Source organism: Pseudoflavonifractor sp. MCC625 (genome assembly GCF_018784545.1).
Classification (GTDB): Bacteria; Bacillota; Clostridia; order Oscillospirales; family Oscillospiraceae; genus Pseudoflavonifractor_A; species Pseudoflavonifractor_A gallinarum.
The window spans coordinates 39,228-56,449 of sequence record NZ_WQOJ01000034.1; the positions used below are offsets into that span (position 1 = coordinate 39,228).

Genomic DNA, 17,222 nt, shown 5'->3' on the forward strand with positions numbered 1-17,222 from the left:
TCAGGTGATGAACCGCCCCACTGCCGGGATCTTGGACAGGAGCCAGGCCAACACAGCGGCACAGAGGAACACCAGCAGGGACAGCGCGGGCACGGCGGCCACCGGAGCAAAGGAGAGGGTGGAGATGCCGAAGTGGCGCAGCAGCATGATAAACAGATCGTGGCACAGGTAGATGCCAAAGGTAATGGCGGAGAGCCCTGCCATCTGCTGGCGGCGGGAGCGCTCGTCGCTCATGCCCAGGAGATAGCGGAAGAGCACAAAGACCGCCACGGCCATGGCGCACACCGTGGGAGAGAAATAGCTGTACAGGGTAAAATCCGAACTTCCACTCCGGAGGGAGAGCCACTCGGTGCCCCATACGGTGGCCGCGCCGCCCAGCAGCCCCAACAGATAGAGCAGCAGTTCCGTAATACGGCCCAGGGTGTAGGTTTTCAGATAGTAGCCCAGCACATAGTAGCCCGTGTAGCCCAGTACCAATTCCAGCTGCAGCTTGTCCATCCAGGTGGAGAGGGTCGCGCTGGGACGGATGCGCAGCAGGGTGGGCAGGAGCATGGCAAAGACAAAGACCAGCAGGAAGAAGAAGTGGAAGTCCGAGCGGGAGGCCCCCCGCACGAAGGCGCGCAGGAAGGGGGTGACCAGGTAGAGCCCCACGATCATGGGGAGGAACCAGAGATGATAGTGCAGCTTGCCCCATACCAGCTCCCGCAGGATTTGCATGAGCGCGGAGAGGGTGAGAGGCGTCCCGTTCAGGAACAGGGCAAAGAGCCCATATACCACGCTCCACACCACCAGTGCCACCACGATGCGCAGGATCTGCCGGAAGAAGAGGGAGCGGTAGGAGAGAGACTTCTTGGGGTCCAGCAAAAACATTCCGGAGAGCATGACAAAAACCGGGACACACCAGCGGGTCAGGCCGTCGTAGACGTTAAAGACCCGCCAGGCGCCGGAGGCCACCGGCACCTCGGAGATCCACCCGCCGGAGAGATGGAGGATCACCACCGCCAGGGTGGCGGCCACACGCAGCAGGTCGGCGTAGACCAGCCGACCGCCCTCGCCCCGGGCCATGGCTCAGCTCCGCTGGGGGACGATCTCGATCCAGTACCCATCCGGGTCCTCGATGAAATATACCCCCATATCGCGGTTTTCAAAGCAGATGCAGCCCATATCCCGATGGCGCTGGTACATGCCGTCGAAATCGTCGGTGGTAAAGGCCAGATGGAACTCACACTCGCCCAGGTCGTAGGGCTCGGTCCGGCCCTTGACCTCGGTCAGCTCCAGGGTGAAGGAAGAGGAGCCGTCGCCCAGAAAGAGCAGACGGAAGGAACCGTCGGGCCCCTCTTTGGTACGGACGGGACGGAGATCCAGCGCCTTCTCATAGAAGTCCAGAGAGCGGCCCAGATCGAGCACATTGAAGTTGAAGTGGTTGAACTGAAGCATGGGAAACACCTCTTTGCAAAAGTGAAACTGCCCGCTCCCGATGGGGAAAACGGGCAGTTTATCATATCATATGGGACGCTTCCGCGCAAGGGAAGGGGGGTTATGCCCGGTCCCGGCTGCGCATGAATTCGGCCACCCGGCGTCCCGTGGGGGTGGCGGCCAGGCCGCCCTCGCCGGTCTCCCGCAGGGAGGAGGGGAGGCTGGCACCCACGGCGCCCATGGCGTCGATGACCTCATCGCAGGGGATCTGGCTGACCAGACCGGAGAGGGCCATCTCCGCGCAGGAGAGGGCATTGACCGCGCCCATCACATTGCGCTTGACACAGGGGACCTCCACCAGACCGGCCACGGGATCACAGGCCAGTCCCAGGGTGTTGGCCAGTGCCATGGCACAGGCGTGGGCCATCTGCTCGGGAGAACCGCCCATCAGATAGACGATGGCGGCGGCGGCCATGCCGGAGGCGGAGCCCACCTCGGCCTGACACCCGCCCTCCGCGCCGGAGATGGAGGCGCGGCTGGCGATAACCTGTCCAAAGCCGGCGGCCACATACAGCGCCTCGATAAACCGGTCGTCGGGTAGGTCATAGCGCCGCTTCACGGGCAGAAGGACGGCCGGGAGCACGCCGCAGGAGCCGGCGGTGGGGGCGGCCACGATGCGGCGCATACAGGCGTTGCACTCCCCCATCTTGAGGGCGGTGGCGATGATATCGCGCAGGAAGGGGCTGCACAGGCCCGGGCCATCCCCGTCCAGCCGGGCGCCCTCGCCGCCCACCAGTCCGCTGGCGGAGCGGCGCTCGGGGTCATAGTCCTGCTCGGCGGCCTGCATGGCCTTCCAAAGGGAGGCCATCTTTGCCTTGGAGGACCAGGCCTTGACACTGCGGTCGGCCACATCGTCCTCCAGAATGACCTGCCAGAGGGGTTTTTCCTCCTTCATGGCGATCAGAAGCATGGAATCCACGGAAGTAAACATACTTATTCTCCTCCTCCGCCCACATCCAGGTAGGTCACGCTCTTAATGCCGGGGTAGGCACGGATGCGCTCCACGGTGGCGGGTGTGATGGGTTCATCGCTCTCGATGGTAATAATGGCGTCGCTCCCCCGGGCATTGCGGTAGAGCTGCATGGAGGCAATATTGACGTTGTAGGCCGAGAGGGTATTGCTCACGGCGGCCACCTCGCCTACGCGGTCCTCATTGCGGATAATGAGGGTGTTTTTTTCGCCGGAAAAGACGGTGCGGATGCCGTCCACAGAGGAGACCTGAATGCGCCCGCCCCCCAGAGAGGCGGCCACCACCGCGATGCGGTGCAGATCCTGGTCCATGGCACGGATCTGTACAGAATTGGGGTGGGCGTCCTTGAGCACCCCGTGCCGGAAATGGAAGGAAAGACCCGCCTCTTCCGCCAGCTCAAAGCTCTGGGGGATGCGGGGATCGTCGGGCTCCATCCCCAGCAGGCCGGCGATCAGGGCGCGGTCGGTACCGTGGCCGCTGCCGGTGGCGGCAAAGGAGCCGTGAAGGGTCAGCTCCGCGCCGATGGGCGCGCTGCCCAGCAGCTTGCGGGCGATCAGGCCGATCCGCACGGCGCCCGCTGTGTGAGAACTGGAGGGCCCCACCATGATGGGTCCCATGATGTCAAAGATCGTCATACCGTCAAAGTGCCTCCTTAGTTTTGGGACGGAGCGTGCCGCCCGACTTCATGCGGGCTGGGTCAGTCCGCTTTTTTATTGATAAATTCCGGCCGGAACTTACTATACACGATTTTTTGTTCCTTATACAGGCCGTAATAACCGGAGAGAGTGTAGGAGATCGCGATGCAAACGGCAAAGAGCCCCATGCTCTGGCCGGTGAACATGGCGCTGCTCCCCTCGCCGAAGAGCTCCAGGGCCATGAGCAGAGAGGTGATGGGGCAGTTGGTCACGCCGCAGAACACACAGACCATACCCAGTCCCGCGCCAAAGGAGGGGGAGAGGCCCAGCAGCGGCGCCACCGTACAGCCGAAGGTGGCGCCGGTGAAGAAGACCGGTACGATTTCTCCGCCCTTAAAGCCGGCCCCCAGGGTCAGCGCGGTGAAGAGCATTTTCAGCAGAAAGGCCTCCGGGCGGGCGTGGCCCTCCACAGCGGCATGGATGATGCTCTCGCCCGCGCCGTTATAGTCAAAGGTGAAGGGGTTCCACAGCCAGACCAGCAGCGTGAGGGCAATGACCAGAAAGCCGCCCACCGCCGCCCGCAAAAAGGAATTTGGGAAAAAACGCTGGTAGAAGTGGGGAACCGTATGCATGATGCGGCAAAAGAGAATGGAGAGCAGGGCAAAAAGTACGCCCAGGACGATTACCTGAAGAAGTGCCACCGGACTCAGGTCGGGGATGCCGGTCAGGGGGAAAGCGGTGGCCGGAACGTGGAAGAGCTTGGCCACCCACAGGCCCATAATGGAAGAAACCGCACAGGGGACGATGGCCGCGTAATAGAGCACCCCCACGCTGACCACCTCCATGGCAAACATGGCCGCTGTGATGGGGGTGCCGAACAGGGCGGAGAAAGCCGCGGCCATGCCGCACATGGTGATGATACGGCTGTCCTTGTCATCCAGCTTCATCCACTGGCCCACCTTGGAGGAGATGGAGCCGCCGATCTGGAGGATGGCGCCCTCCCGGCCGGAGGAGCCGCCCACCAGATGGGTGAGGATGGTGGAGAAAAAGACCAGCGGCGCGGTACGCAGACGAAGGGGGACATTTTCCCGTACCGCCACCAGCACAAAGTTGGTGCCCTGGTCCTTTTCCAAGCCGCACAGGCGGTAGAGGGCCACAATACAGACGCCCCCCAGCGGCAGCAATCCGATCAGCCAGAGGTGGGTGGTGCGGGCAGACGTCGCCCAGAAAAAGGCATGGTAGAAAGCGGCGCTCACACAACCTACGATCAGTCCGATCAGGCCGGAAAAGATCAGCCATTTCAGCACACTTGCCGGTTCCGCCACCAGAGCGGAGAGCCGGTTCTTCCAGTCTTCCATGAAACAGACTCCTTTCCTGCGCGGGTGCAGGGAGGCTTCAAATTTGCCGGAATGTGATGTTATACCGCACAGTCTGTCAGTTGCCCTCATTATAACATAGGAGCGGGAGGAAGAAAAAGTTTTTTGCGGTTTTTCGTGGAAATATTCCTCTATTGTGCTATAATGGTACCGATTGAATAGACTGCAGCATAGGTTGACCACGTGTGAAAGGGCCTATGATTCGATAAAGAGATGTCCTTTCCGAAAGGGGGAGGACCGCAGTCTGTGCAGAGCGCAGCATTTCCGATTCGAGGGAAAATGCTGCGCCGGTCTGATTTGAGAGAAAGAGGAGGAATCATCCTTGCAGCCGCCTATATGGATCAGTTTGTTGCTGGGAACTCTTTTGGCGGAAATACCCTTATCGGCCTGTTCCGCCGCACTGGATGAAGTCAGCTCAGAGAGCCTTCGCCGTCAGGCGGAGGAGGGAGAGCCGCGGGCGGTCCGGGTGCTGCGGTGCCTGACCCACCCCACCGTTTTTCTGCGGGGCGTGGCGCTGTGGCGGATGCTGTGTATGGGAACGGCAGGGGCCGCGGCCTGGAATCTGAGCGCAATCTTCTGTACGGGAGAGACCATGTGGGCGGCACAGGCCAAACGGGCAGCCGTTTTGCTGGTGGTGCTGCTGGGCTTTTATGTACTGACCTGGCTGACGCCGAGACGGGTCGCGCTGCACGATCCGCTGGGGGTATTGCGCACGCTCTGCCCCTGTCTGCTGCCCTTTGTGACGGCGGTGCGTCCCATTACCGGAGGGCTGGCCTGGGTAGTGCGGCAGATCCTGCGCCGCTTCGGCATTGACCCGGCGGCGGAGGGCGGAGCCATCTCGGAGGAGAATATCCGCCTCCTGATGGACATTGGAGAGGAACGGGGAGCCATTGACTCCACCGAAAAGGAAATGATCGAAAACGTCTTCGATTTCAACGACCTCACCGCGGAGGACGTGATGATCCACCGCACCGAGATCGTGAGCCTCTGGGTGGAGGACACGGACGAGGAGATCCTGCATACCATCGAGGAGAGCGGACTCTCCCGCTTCCCGGTCTATGACGAGGACCTGGACGATGTGATCGGCATTCTGTACAGCCGGGACTATTTCCTCAACAGCCGGAAGGAGCACCCCCTCCCCCTGCGGGAACTGCTGCGCAAGGCCTATTTTGTGCCCGGTTCTGTGGCGGCAGGCAATCTCTTCCGGGATATGCAGAGCAAGAAGATCCACATGGCCATGGTGGTGGATGAATACGGCGGCACCTCCGGCCTCATCACCATGGAAGATCTCCTGGAGGAGATCGTGGGCAAGATCTATGACGAATTCGACCCCCAGGACGAGCAGGAGATCATCCGCTTGGAGGAAAATCTGTGGCGGGTGGCCGGTTCGGCCGAGCTGGATGACCTGGCGGAGGCACTGGATGTGGAATTTCCGCCGGATGAGGAGGCGGAGACGCTGGGCGGCTTGGTCTTTGCCCAGCTGTCGGTCATTCCGGAGGACGGCAGCTGCCCCGTGGTGGATACCGTGGGACTGCACATTCAGGTGGAACGGCTCTCGGAGCGCCGGGTGGAGTGGGCATTGGTCTCCAAACTGCCCCCGGAGGATACGGAGGAAGAGGAAAAATAGGATTGCAAAAAAGAGAGCCCCGGATGTTTTCCACATCCGGGGCCTTTTTTGTGCAAAACTTTAGTTCTTCAGGCTCTGCATGGGGGCGGGGATACGGCCGCCGCGCGCCACAAAGGCATGGCTGGAGAAGGGGTGCACCGGCATGACCGGAGCGGAGCCCAGCAGTCCGCCGAACTCCACCATGTCGCCCACCTTCTTGCCGGGGGCAGGGATGATGCGCACCGCAGTGGTCTTGGAGTTAACCATGCCGATGGCGGCCTCGTCGGCAATGATGGCGGAAATGGTGTCGGAGCTGGTGTCGCCGGGTACGGCGATCATGTCCAGACCCACCGAGCAGACGCAGGTCATGGCCTCCAGCTTATCGAGGGTGAGCGCGCCGCTCTGGGCGGCCGCGATCATGCCCTCGTCCTCGGATACGGGGATGAAGGCGCCGGACAGGCCGCCCACGTGGGAGGAGGCCATGACGCCGCCCTTCTTCACCGCGTCGTTGAGGAGGGCCAGAGCGGCAGTGGTGCCGTGAGTGCCGCAGGCTTCCAGGCCCATCTCCTCCAGAATACGGGCCACGCTGTCGCCGATGGCGGGGGTGGGAGCCAGAGAGAGGTCCACAATACCGAAGGGGACACCCAGACGGCGGCTGGCCTCCTGGGCCACCAGCTGGCCCATGCGGGTGATGCGGAAGGCGGTCTTTTTGATGGTCTCGGCCACCTCATCAAAGGGCATACCCTTGACCGACTGAAGGGCGTGATGGACCACGCCGGGGCCGGAGACGCCCACGTTGATGACACAGTCGCCCTCGCCCACGCCGTGGAAAGCGCCGGCCATAAAGGGGTTATCCTCCACCGCGTTACAGAAGACCACCAGCTTGGCGCAGCCAAAACCGGCCTGGTCGGCGGTGAGCTCGGCGCACTCCTTGATGATCCGGCCCATGACGCCCACGGCGTTCATGTTGATGCCGGCCTTGGTGGAGCCCACGTTGACCGAGGAGCAGACATACTGCGTGCGGGCCAGAGCCTCGGGGATGGAGGCGATGAGCTTCCGGTCGGCGGGGGTAGCGCCCTTCTGAACCAGGGCGGAGAAGCCGCCGATGAAGTTGACGCCGGTGGCCTTGGCCGCGTCGTCCATGGCCACCGCGAAGGGAACATAGTCCTTGGCCTCGGAGGCCCCGGCCACCAGGGCCATGGGCGTGACCGAGATGCGCTTGTTTACAATGGGGATGCCATACTCCCGCTCGATGTCCTCGCCGGTGGAGACCAGGCGGTCAGCATAACGGGTAATTTTATCATAGATCTTCCGGCAGGCGATCTTGGGATCGGAGTCGGCGCAGTCCAGAAGGGAGATTCCCATGGTAATGGTGCGCACATCCAGGTGCTGCTGGTCGATCATGTGGATGGTATCCAGGATTTCGTTGGTATTGATCATGTGCCCGGCTCCCTTCTTAAATGCGGTGCATGGCGTTGAAGATGTCCTCGCGCTGGATGTGGATGGACAGGTTGTGCTCCTTGCCCTGGCCCTCCATCAGAGCAACCAGCTCCGCAAAGGGAAGGTCGATCTGGGCGCAGTCCACCAGCATGACCATGGTGAAGTACTCCCGCATGATGGTCTGGCTGATATCCAGAACGCTGACCTTGTGCTCCGCCAGGAGAGCGGTGACAAAAGACAGGATGCCCACGTCATCTTTTCCCAAAACAGTTACAATTGCGCGCATAATTTGTTTCCTCCTCAATATCTCACGCGGTCTGCGCTTTACTCTATGTCGGATCATAAGCCCATGTGAACTACGCTCTCTTTCCGGCTTCTCCAAGTAAGGAAAACAGGGAAAGGGGTTGACGGAAAAGTGTTCGGCTGTGGCGGTCACTTTCCGAAAAAAGGCTTACAGCGGGATTATTATAGCATAGCATAATTTTGCTTGTAAACTGCATTTTCTACGAAAAACATGAAAAAATAAAGAAAAAATGGTGCGCACGGGAGAAATCCATGCGCACCGCTCATGTGTCTTTCTATGGATTACATTTCGGAAATGACCAGGGAGCCCAGCTCTCTGCGGAAATCGGCGCACTGGGCGTCGCTGCCATGAAACTCCACCGTGGCGGGCTGGTCCCGGTCGATGGAAAACAGGCCCATAATGGACTTGGCATTGACCACATAGCGGCCGGAACAGACATCGATCTCACACTCATGCTGATTGGCCAGATTACAGAAACGCTTTACGTCGTCCAGTGAGGGCAGGTTGATCTGAAAACGACTCACTTGTCTCATCTCCCCAATAAAATTACGGCGGCGCGGATGCAGACTCCCGCGCCTTTTTTCTTTACGCTGGGGCATCCATGCCGTATAATAAAAAGATACGGGAATACCCGCGTGTGCTGTCGAGCTGATATTAGGATATTATACGTACTTTACGCCCAAATGACAAGATAAAATATGAAAAGATAAAGCGAAGGAGATACCATGAAGATCGCCATTTATACCTTGGGCTGCAAGGTCAATCAATATGAGACCCAGGCGATGGAGGCTGAGCTCTCCGGCAGAGGGCATACTCTGGTCCCGTTTGAGGGACATGCGGACGCCTATATCATCAATACCTGTACCGTCACGGCGGTGAGCGACAAAAAGTCCCGCCAGATCATCCGCCGGGCCCGGAAGGAAAATCCGGATGCCGTGATCGGGGTCTGCGGCTGTTATGCCCAGACCAATCCCGAGGCGGTCCGTGCGCTGGAGGTGGACCTGATCTCGGGTACCGCCGGACGCATGGCTTTTCTGGACGATCTGGAGGAGCTGCTGGAGGACCGCCGGGCCGCCCGGATGGCGGGGGAAGAGCCCCGGGTGACGGTGGACAATGCCCTGCGCCGGCGCGCCTTTGAGGTCCTGCCCGCCGGCGGGCTGGAGGGGCGCACCCGCGCCATGCTGAAGGTGGAGGACGGCTGCGTCAACTTCTGCACCTACTGTATCATTCCCTATGCCCGTGGCCCCATCCGTTCCCTCTCCATCCCGGAGGCGGAGGAGCAGTGCCGCCGCCTGGGGGCGGAGGGATATCGTGAGGTGGTTCTCACCGGCATTGAGATCTCCTCCTGGGGTGCCGAGTGGAAGGACGGTCCCACCCTCATTGATCTGGTGGAGGCGGTCTGCCGTGCGCTGCCCGAGGGCACACGGGTGCGCCTGGGCAGTCTGGAGCCCCGCACCATTACGGAAGAATTCTGCCGCCGGGCCTCTGCCCTGCCCAATCTGTGTCCCCATTTCCACCTGTCCATGCAGAGCGGCTGCGACAGTGTGCTCCGGCGGATGAACCGGAAATATGATACCGCACGGTATTATGAGAGCGTACAATTACTCCGGGAATACTTTGACCGCCCCGGCATCACCACTGATCTCATTGTGGGCTTCCCCGGGGAGACCGAGGAGGAGTTTGCGCAGACGCTGGCCTTTGTGGAGAAGTGCGCCTTTTCCGCCATGCACATCTTCCCCTACTCCCGCCGCTCCGGGACGCCGGCGGCCGCCATGCCCGACCAGGTACCCAATGTGGTCAAGGAGGAGCGGGCCCACCGGGCCGGGGAGCTGGCCCGCCGTTTGGAGGCGGCCTATCTGGAGCAGTGGGTGGGGAAGACTCTCCCTGTGCTCTTTGAGGAGGAGCGGGACGGCCTCTGGCGGGGTCACGCCCCCAACTATGTAGAGGTCCTTGCCCCGGGAGAAGGACTCCATAATGTAGAAAAAGAGGTTAAAATTACGGAATGGAGTGAAAATCATCTGATTGGAGTGGTATAAATGAAACGGCGCACCCTCTCTCTCAGCCTGTCCCTTCTGCTGCTGGCCGGATGTGCTCCTGCCCCGGAGCCATCCCCGACCGCTGCGCCCACGGCCAGCCAAAGTCCGGAGCCGGTCTCCTTTGATACGTTTTTAGCCGGGGTGAATGAGGCACGGCGCTCCGCCCAGGAGAGCGGGGAACCCATGGACATCTCGGCCTGGACATCGGACTTCCTGGAACAGAATAACACCTTTACCGAGACCGAGATGGAACGGCTGCTTACCCCCCACAATCTGGAGAAGCCCCTCACACTGGAGACGGCCCGGGAGGACATCGAGACCTTTTTCACCCTCCTGCGCACCACATACGGCGCATATGACTATTTCGGCGGGGACGAGGTGTTCGGCCCGTTGGAGGAGCAGGCCATCGCGGCGCTGGAGAGCGGGAAAGAAGAGGGGGACATCCTGTATTCCAAGGAGATCCGGGACATCCTCTATGACGCGGTGAGTCCGGTCATCCGGGACGGACACTTTACGATTGGTAGAAAGCACCTCATCGAAGAGGTCCGGCAGGAGCCCTACTATGTCCCGGATCAGTACATTGCCGACCCGGAGGCGGAGGGACTGGACCCGGCCTATGTGAAGCCCACGATTGGTCCGGACGGCGCCATCACCTACGGTTTCTTTGCACTGAGCCATGGTGGGGGCGATCTGCCCGAGACCCTGGGCGGGTATACCCTGGACTGGCAGCCCTGCGGCATGGCCGATCTGGAGGAACCGGAGCCTTTTGTGTTTGCTGAGCGGGCGTATGAGGGCCTGCCCATGCTGGTGTCTCGGAAGATGAGCCCTTATGAAATGCTGCCAGAGAGCGAAACGGAGCTGGAGCGGTTTGCGTCCTGCGGCGGGGAGTATGCCGACGCGCCGGTGCTGCTCTTTGATGTGCGGCGGAATCCCGGCGGAAGCGACCGGTGGATCATGGACTGGTTTGAGGGGTGGACCGGCCAGCCGTGCGCTCCCGGCCGGGTTTGGGGGCACCGGTACAGCCAGCTCTCCTGTAAGGCGCTCTCCTATCCGGAAGAGCAGATGGGGACTTGGCGCATCGTTCGGGATGAGGGGACCTGGGTACCCCGGGAGGGGGTCACCTTCCTGCTCACGGATAAGGGAACGGCCTCTTCCGGTGAGACGGTGGTGGAATTTCTGCGCTCCGTGGAGAATGTACTGGTGGTAGGGGTCCCATCGTCAGGATGCTCGTTGGTATCAAGCAACTGGCATTTCTATCTCCCCAATACCGGGATCGAGGTGTATTTCGGCACCGGGCTGAGCTTCTGTGAAGCGATGGAGAACCGGGACGGCGTGGGGTTTCTGCCCGACCTGTGGGTGAACCCCACGGAGGCCCCGGCGGCGGTAGCCCGCCTGTGCGCCTATTACGGCTTGAACCCACAATAAAACAGATCCCGCGGAGCTGATCAGCTCCGCGGGATCATTTTATCCATTCAATACCGTTCCGGCCAGCCCAGCGCCCGGCAGCACACATTGATCCAATTGACCAGACGCTCCCGGGGGAGCAGATAGTTGATGAGCAGGGACATGGCCACACCTGCGCCGGTGTCCACCATGCGGTTGAGGGCGTAGCTCACATAGGTGTCCACCGGGGTGTTGAAGAGTACGATGCACAGCACCACGCCGCCGGGCTGAACAGCCCCCACCCAGAAGACCTGTGCCAGAATAATCAGGATCACGACGCCCACAAAGAGGAGAGGTACCAGCAGGAGGCGGTTGCTTCCATCCGGGACAAAGATAATGTAGATCCGAAAGAGTCCCATTCCCAGAAAGCCGCCGATGATGGTGCCGAAGAGGCGGTTGCCGCCGTGCAGCTTGGAATGGTCCATGTTGGCGCCCATACCGAAGATGGCGCCGATGCAGGCAAAGGTGGGGTTCCGGTTGATGAAATAGTAGATCAGGGCACAAAGCGAGGCAGAGAGGGCGGTCTTGAGATTGCGCAGACCCACGTGGGGAAGTGGGACGGGGGGCTTGTTCATGACAGACACTCCTGTGGAGAACACGGTGGTTCTCATATTTTGTTGACAAGACAAGAATACCATAGAACGGAATAGGATTCCATATTGCAGGAGAAAACTATGCAGTTTTTTGCATAAAGTTGTATAGACAAGAGAGCTAGTAGGATGTCGTGGACTGTGCTATAATAGCGGGAAATGAGAGTGAGGAGGAACACTATGAGCCGAGCCGACGAACTGTTTATCCAAAATTGCAAAGAGATTCTGGCCCACGGAGTCTGGGACACCGATCAGAATGTCCGGCCCCGCTGGGAGGACGGAACGCCTGCCCATACCATCAAAGCATTCGGGATCGTCAACCGCTATGATCTGCGGGAGGAATTTCCCGTCCAGACCATCCGGAAGATGGCCTTCCGCAATGCGCTGGATGAGCTGCTCTGGATCTGGCAGAAGAAATCCAATCAGATTCAGGACCTGAACAGCCACATCTGGGATGCCTGGGCCGATGAGAGCGGTTCGATCGGAAAAGCCTACGGCTATCAGCTGGGCGTAAAGCACCGCTATCCTGAGGGGGAGTTTGACCAGGTGGACCGGGTGCTCTATGACCTGAAGCACAACCCGGCCTCCCGGCGCATTCTGACCAACCTTTATAACCATGCGGACCTGCATGAGATGCACCTGTATCCCTGCGCCTGGTCCATGACCTTCAATGTGAGCGGGCGCACCCTCAACGCTATTTTGAACCAGCGCAGCCAGGACATGCTCACCGCCAACGGCTGGAATGTGATGCAGTATGCCGCCCTAGTCCACATGCTGGCCCAGGTGTCCGGCCTGGAGGCCGGGGAGCTCATCCATGTCATCGCGGACGCCCACATCTACGACCGCCATGTGCCCATTGTGGAGGAGCTGCTGGAACGAAAGCCCTATGACGCCCCCAAGCTGTGGATCGACCTGGCAGTGGAGGATTTTTATGCCTTCACACCGGAGAGCCTGCGCCTGGAGGGATATCAGGCCCATCCGCTGGCCGGGAAGATCCCGGTGGCGGTATAACCAATCCGAAAGAAGAAAGCGGGGAGAGCCATGTACGCCATCGTAGCAGTGGATGAAAACTGGGGGATCGGCCGGGACGGGGACCAGCTGGTCTACCTCTCGGAGGACCTGAAACGCTTTAAGGCCCTGACCATGGGTCATGCGGTGATCCTGGGCCGCAAGACCCTGGCCACCTTTCCGGGAGGGAGGCCCCTGCCCAAGCGGCGGAATCTGATCCTCTCCCGAAACAAGGCATTTTGCTGTGAGGGGGCGGAGGTCTTTTCCAGTCTGGAGGACCTGTGCGCCGCCGCGCCGGAGGATGCCTTTGTGATCGGCGGAGGGAGCGTGTACCAAGCCCTACTGGAGAAATGCGACACCGTCTATGTGACAAAGATCCAGGCGGCTTTTCCTGCGGATACCTTTTTTCCGAACCTGGACCGCCTGCCGGAGTGGTATGTGTCCGAAGAGGGGGAGATGCTGGAGCAGGACGGCATCCGCTACCACTATGTGACCTACCGGAGGCGATAAGCATGTATCTGGACGACATCCGGGCCTACCGTCCGGAAAATGCCCAGGAGGAGGCCGACCAGCGCATGATGCTGGAGTATGCCAGGCTCTTCCCAGGGCGGCTTCTGACCCGGGAAAATGAGGTGGCCCATATCACCAGCTCCGGCTTTGTGGTCAATGCCGACGGCTCCAAGGTCCTGATGGCCCACCACAATATCTATCGGGTCTGGGCCTGGACCGGCGGCCATGCCGACGGGGAGGAGGATCTGCTCTCCGTGGCCCTGCGGGAGGCCCGGGAGGAGACCGGCGTAACCCATGTACTCCCCCTCTCCTCTGACATCATGTCGCTGGACATCCTGCCGGTGTGGGGGCATGTGAAGCGGGGGCGGTATGTGCCGGCCCATCAGCACCTCAACGTGACCTATCTGCTGGTGGCCGACGAGGGGGATGCCCTCACCGTCCGGGAGGGAGAAAACACCCGGGTGGGCTGGCTTCCGGCGGACGACCTGCTCTCCTATACCAATGAGTGGCAGATGGACGGGGTGTATACCAAGCTCCTCCGCCGGGCCCAGGCCCTGTTGGCGCGGTAAGGCGCGGAAAAATGGATTGCCTTTTTCCACAAAATAGGCTAGGAATAGACCGGGTGGTGGTGTATAATATGGACAGCACCCATGTCTGCAAAGGAGGCAATCTGATATGATTCAACTTGATGTGTCCAACGCCACCGGTTTTCTTCCGGAGGACTGGCTGACATCCCGTACCGAGCGGCTGGAGCAGGCCCGCGGCTGGCTGGAGAACGGCAGCGGAGCCGGCGGCTCGTTTACCGGATGGGTCCACCTGCCCCGGGATTATGATAAAGAGGAGTTTACCCGCATCCGCCGTGCGGCGAAAAAAATCCAGTCCGACTCCCAGGCCCTGGTGGTCGTGGGAATCGGCGGCTCCTATCTGGGCGCCCGCGCGGTGATCGAACTGCTCAGATCCCCCAACTATAACCTGAAGAAAAAAGACACGCCCGACATCTTCTTTGCCGGAAACGGGCTGTCTACCGACGCGCTGCTGGAGATTATTGACCTGGTCAAAGACCGGGATTTTTCTGTCAATGTGATCTCCAAGTCGGGCACGACCACCGAGCCCGCCGTGGCCTTCCGGATCTTTAAGAATCTGCTGGAGGAGAAGTACGGGAAGGAAGAGGCCCGCCGGCGCATCTATGCCACCACCGACGCCCACAAGGGAGCCCTCAAGGGACTGGCTGACTCGAAGGGGTATGAGACCTTTGTGGTACCCGACGCGGTAGGCGGACGCTACTCGGTCCTCACGGCTGTGGGCCTTCTGCCCATCGCGGTGGCCGGGATCGATCTGGAGAAGCTGATGGAGGGCGCGGCCCAGGCGATGGAGGCCCTCTCCGTGCCGGGGATGGACAACCCTGCCTGGCAGTATGCCGCCGCCCGCCACGCTCTGTACACCCTGGGCAAGCGCACCGAGATTTTGGTTGGCTATGAGCCCGCCTTCCGCTTCTTTGCCGAGTGGTGGAAGCAGCTCTACGGCGAGAGCGAGGGCAAGGACGGCAAGGGACTCCTCCCCGCCAGCGTGGAGTTCACCGCCGACCTCCACTCCATGGGACAGTATATCCAGCAGGGCGAGCGGCTGATGTTTGAGAGCGTGGTCCGGTTTGCCGAGTCGCTGGGGAGCTTCACGATCCCCCATGATCCGGACAATGTGGACGGCCTGAACTTCCTCTCGGGCAAGCCCCTGTCCTTTGTGGCGGAACAGGCCATGCGGGGAACCCTCCTGGCCCATGTGGACGGCGGCGTGCCCAACCTGGTCATCCAGGCCGCCCGCCGGGATGAGCACACCGTGGGCGAGCTGATCTACTTCTTTGAGTATTCCTGCGGACTGTCCGGCTATCTGCTGGAGGTCAATCCCTTTGACCAGCCGGGCGTGGAGGCATATAAGAAGAATATGTACGCTCTCCTGGGGAAACCGGGTTATGAGGCCCAAAAGGCAGAGCTGGAGGCACGGCTGGGCCATTAAGCGTGTTCTTAGAGTGAAAAGGGACTGTTGTGGTGATAAGTACCCAAAGCAGGCGGAACCTTTCTTTGAAATTTAAGCAAACTTCTGTAAATCAGTTGCAATCTAAGCTTTGATATGGTAACATGATACAAAGACCGGGGGAGTCCCGGTGGACAAATAAGGAGTGATAATTATGGTGAGAGTGATCATGGGTGTCAAGGGCACCGGTAAGACCAAGCAGATGATCGACCTCATTAATTCTGCCGTTCACAGCGAGCACGGCAATGTGGTATGCATTGAGCGCGGCGGTAAACTGACATATGACATCCATTCCAAGATTCGTCTGGTGGAGTCCAGCAACTACGACATGGGTACCTTCGAGTTTATGAAGGGCTTCATCAGCGGCCTGTATGCCGGTAACTATGACATTACCCATGTGTTCATCGACAGCCTGACCAAGATCGTCAATGCCGATGTCACCGATCATACTCTGGAGGAGTTCCTGGATTGGCTCAATTCCTTCTCCGAGAAGAACAACATCAAGTTCACCGTGACCATCAGCGCTGACCGCGAGCTGGCCAGCGAGGGTGTACAGAAGTACTTCTAATTTGGATGATATGGACGGCGGGACCGCATGTGCGGTCCCGCCGTTTTGCATCTTTTCGGGGCTCGCAAAAAAAGATAAAAAAATTTTTTCAGAGTGTGCGATAAAAACAGGGAGCTGTGCGTTATATGGGTGAAGAGACCAAAAGAGATCCACATACAAACTTGATTTTTATTAGAAGGGAAGGATCAGTTATGATGAAGCAGAATCGCTGGAAGAAGAGTGTCGCCGCTCTGACGATGGCAGGTGTTTTGGCTCTGGGTATGGCGGCGGGGGCCGCGGTGGTCCGGCAGAAGATCACGGCGGAGCTCCGGCCCGACATCACGGTAAAGGTCAACGGAAAGGTGCAGGATCTGGACAAGGACGCTATCAGCTACAATGGCAGCACCTATCTGCCGGTGCGTGCCATCGGTGAGGCGGTCGGCATGGATGTGAACTGGGACAGCAGCACCCAGACGGTTTCTCTGGATGGGGCCAGCAACTGGGACGATGTGGACGCCTACATCACCCTGGCAAACGCCAAGACCATCGCCCTGGAGGATGCGGGACTGAGCGCCAGTAAGGTCACCTTCACCAAGGCGGAGAGCGGATGGGATGACGGACGCCCGGTCTACGATGTGGAGTTTACCTATAACGGGAAGAGCTATGACTATGAGATCTGCGCCTGGACCGGCAATATCATCTCCCGCGACGGCCAGTACTGGAACGATAATTGGGATGATAACTGGGGCAACGGGAACGGCAACGGCAACTATATCGGCATGGCCCGGGCCAAGACCATCGCTCTGGAGGATGCGGGGCTGAGCGCCAGCAAGGTCACCTTTACCAAGACTCAGGGGGACTGGGATGATGGCCGGAAGGTCTATGACATCGAATTTGTCTCCGGCAGCACCAAGTATGAGTATGAGATCGCCGCAGCCACCGGCACGGTCCTGAAGCGGGAGCATGAGAGCTGGAGCGGCGGAACCAGCAGCAGCACGGCCATTGGCGTGGAGAAGGCCAAGACCATTGCGCTGAACGACGCGGGACTGAGCGCCAGCCAGGTCACCTTTACCAAGGCGCAGACCGACTGGGATGACGGCCGGATGGAGTATGATGTGGAGTTCCGCAGCGGCGGTATCGAGTATGAGTACGAGATCGACGCCTATTCCGGCGCGATCCTGAGCCGGGATGTGGACCGGGATTGAATCCCATGTGGAAATGATCGGGAAACTCTGCTATACTGAGCCCATAAG

At 60.0% G+C, this 17,222-nt stretch carries 18 protein-coding genes; 9 read left to right on the forward strand and 9 right to left on the reverse strand.

All coding sequences use genetic code 11. The features are described 5' to 3' along the window. From GPK94_RS12180 to GPK94_RS12200, 5 genes are all read right to left on the reverse strand, one after another. On the reverse strand, positions 1 to 1,065 hold the full coding sequence (locus GPK94_RS12180) for an acyltransferase family protein (protein WP_215655938.1): 1,065 nt from the start codon (positions 1,063 to 1,065) through the stop codon (positions 1 to 3). Positions 1,066 to 1,068: 3 nt separating this feature from the next. Continuing rightward, positions 1,069 to 1,437, reverse strand: a complete 369-nt coding sequence (locus tag GPK94_RS12185; protein ID WP_101691485.1) for a VOC family protein — start codon at positions 1,435 to 1,437, stop codon at positions 1,069 to 1,071. 100 nt (positions 1,438 to 1,537) lie between these two features. Further along, positions 1,538 to 2,407, reverse strand: coding sequence for an L-serine ammonia-lyase, iron-sulfur-dependent, subunit alpha (sdaAA, locus tag GPK94_RS12190; RefSeq protein ID WP_215655939.1), 870 nt, complete (start codon positions 2,405 to 2,407; stop codon positions 1,538 to 1,540). Between the two features lie 2 nt (positions 2,408 to 2,409). Continuing rightward, positions 2,410 to 3,081 (reverse strand): L-serine ammonia-lyase, iron-sulfur-dependent subunit beta, encoded by a 672-nt coding sequence (sdaAB, locus tag GPK94_RS12195; protein WP_101691483.1) that lies wholly within the window; start codon positions 3,079 to 3,081, stop codon positions 2,410 to 2,412. Positions 3,082 to 3,143: 62 nt separating this feature from the next. Continuing rightward, positions 3,144 to 4,439: a chloride channel protein gene (locus GPK94_RS12200; protein WP_215655940.1), complete on the reverse strand. Its 1,296-nt coding sequence runs from the start codon at positions 4,437 to 4,439 to the stop codon at positions 3,144 to 3,146. 382 nt (positions 4,440 to 4,821) lie between these two features. Between GPK94_RS12200 and GPK94_RS12205 the strand changes: the two genes are divergently transcribed. After that, positions 4,822 to 6,084: a hemolysin family protein gene (locus GPK94_RS12205; RefSeq protein WP_180956718.1), complete on the forward strand. Its 1,263-nt coding sequence runs from the start codon at positions 4,822 to 4,824 to the stop codon at positions 6,082 to 6,084. Positions 6,085 to 6,144: 60 nt separating this feature from the next. Here GPK94_RS12205 and GPK94_RS12210 read toward each other — a convergent pair whose 3' ends face one another. The 3 genes from GPK94_RS12210 to GPK94_RS12220 all read right to left on the reverse strand — a co-directional run bounded on the left by GPK94_RS12210 (position 6,145) and on the right by GPK94_RS12220 (position 8,331). After that, positions 6,145 to 7,503, reverse strand: a complete 1,359-nt coding sequence (locus tag GPK94_RS12210; RefSeq protein WP_193538283.1) for a PFL family protein — start codon at positions 7,501 to 7,503, stop codon at positions 6,145 to 6,147. A gap of 16 nt (positions 7,504 to 7,519) precedes the next feature. Beyond that, positions 7,520 to 7,789, reverse strand: coding sequence for an ACT domain-containing protein (locus GPK94_RS12215; protein ID WP_101691479.1), 270 nt, complete (start codon positions 7,787 to 7,789; stop codon positions 7,520 to 7,522). 299 nt (positions 7,790 to 8,088) lie between these two features. Beyond that, positions 8,089 to 8,331, reverse strand: a complete 243-nt coding sequence (locus GPK94_RS12220) for an HPr family phosphocarrier protein (RefSeq protein WP_101691478.1) — start codon at positions 8,329 to 8,331, stop codon at positions 8,089 to 8,091. Between the two features lie 201 nt (positions 8,332 to 8,532). On the opposite strand from GPK94_RS12220, the gene mtaB reads away from it, so the two are divergent. Together mtaB and GPK94_RS12230 are read left to right on the forward strand one after the other, a co-directional pair. Then, complete coding sequence (gene mtaB / locus GPK94_RS12225; protein WP_215655941.1) at positions 8,533 to 9,843, forward strand: tRNA (N(6)-L-threonylcarbamoyladenosine(37)-C(2))-methylthiotransferase MtaB; 1,311 nt, start codon at positions 8,533 to 8,535, stop codon at positions 9,841 to 9,843. Further along, positions 9,844 to 11,268, forward strand: a complete 1,425-nt coding sequence (locus GPK94_RS12230) for a S41 family peptidase (RefSeq protein ID WP_215655942.1) — start codon at positions 9,844 to 9,846, stop codon at positions 11,266 to 11,268. It abuts the gene before it with no gap. Between the two features lie 47 nt (positions 11,269 to 11,315). On the opposite strand, the gene GPK94_RS12235 is transcribed toward GPK94_RS12230, so the two are convergent. Further along, positions 11,316 to 11,861 (reverse strand): aromatic acid exporter family protein, encoded by a 546-nt coding sequence (locus tag GPK94_RS12235; protein WP_101691475.1) that lies wholly within the window; start codon positions 11,859 to 11,861, stop codon positions 11,316 to 11,318. 195 nt (positions 11,862 to 12,056) lie between these two features. On the opposite strand from GPK94_RS12235, the gene thyA reads away from it, so the two are divergent. The 6 genes from thyA to GPK94_RS12265 all read left to right on the forward strand — a co-directional run bounded on the left by thyA (position 12,057) and on the right by GPK94_RS12265 (position 17,174). Continuing rightward, a complete protein-coding gene (thyA, locus tag GPK94_RS12240) occupies positions 12,057 to 12,887 on the forward strand; it encodes a thymidylate synthase (RefSeq protein ID WP_215655943.1) in 831 nt (276 codons plus the stop codon). Between the two features lie 30 nt (positions 12,888 to 12,917). After that, positions 12,918 to 13,394: a dihydrofolate reductase gene (locus GPK94_RS12245; RefSeq protein ID WP_193538287.1), complete on the forward strand. Its 477-nt coding sequence runs from the start codon at positions 12,918 to 12,920 to the stop codon at positions 13,392 to 13,394. Between the two features lie 2 nt (positions 13,395 to 13,396). Then, positions 13,397 to 13,963, forward strand: a complete 567-nt coding sequence (locus GPK94_RS12250; RefSeq protein WP_193538288.1) for an NUDIX hydrolase — start codon at positions 13,397 to 13,399, stop codon at positions 13,961 to 13,963. Positions 13,964 to 14,069: 106 nt separating this feature from the next. Next, entirely contained in the window at positions 14,070 to 15,404 is a 1,335-nt protein-coding gene (locus tag GPK94_RS12255; protein WP_215655944.1) for a glucose-6-phosphate isomerase, read from the forward strand. A 172-nt stretch (positions 15,405 to 15,576) separates the two neighbouring features. Further along, on the forward strand, positions 15,577 to 15,990 hold the full coding sequence (locus GPK94_RS12260; protein ID WP_101691470.1) for a hypothetical protein: 414 nt from the start codon (positions 15,577 to 15,579) through the stop codon (positions 15,988 to 15,990). A 191-nt stretch (positions 15,991 to 16,181) separates the two neighbouring features. Further along, a complete protein-coding gene (locus GPK94_RS12265) occupies positions 16,182 to 17,174 on the forward strand; it encodes a PepSY domain-containing protein (protein WP_215655945.1) in 993 nt (330 codons plus the stop codon). The last annotated feature ends 48 nt before the right edge of the window (positions 17,175 to 17,222 follow it).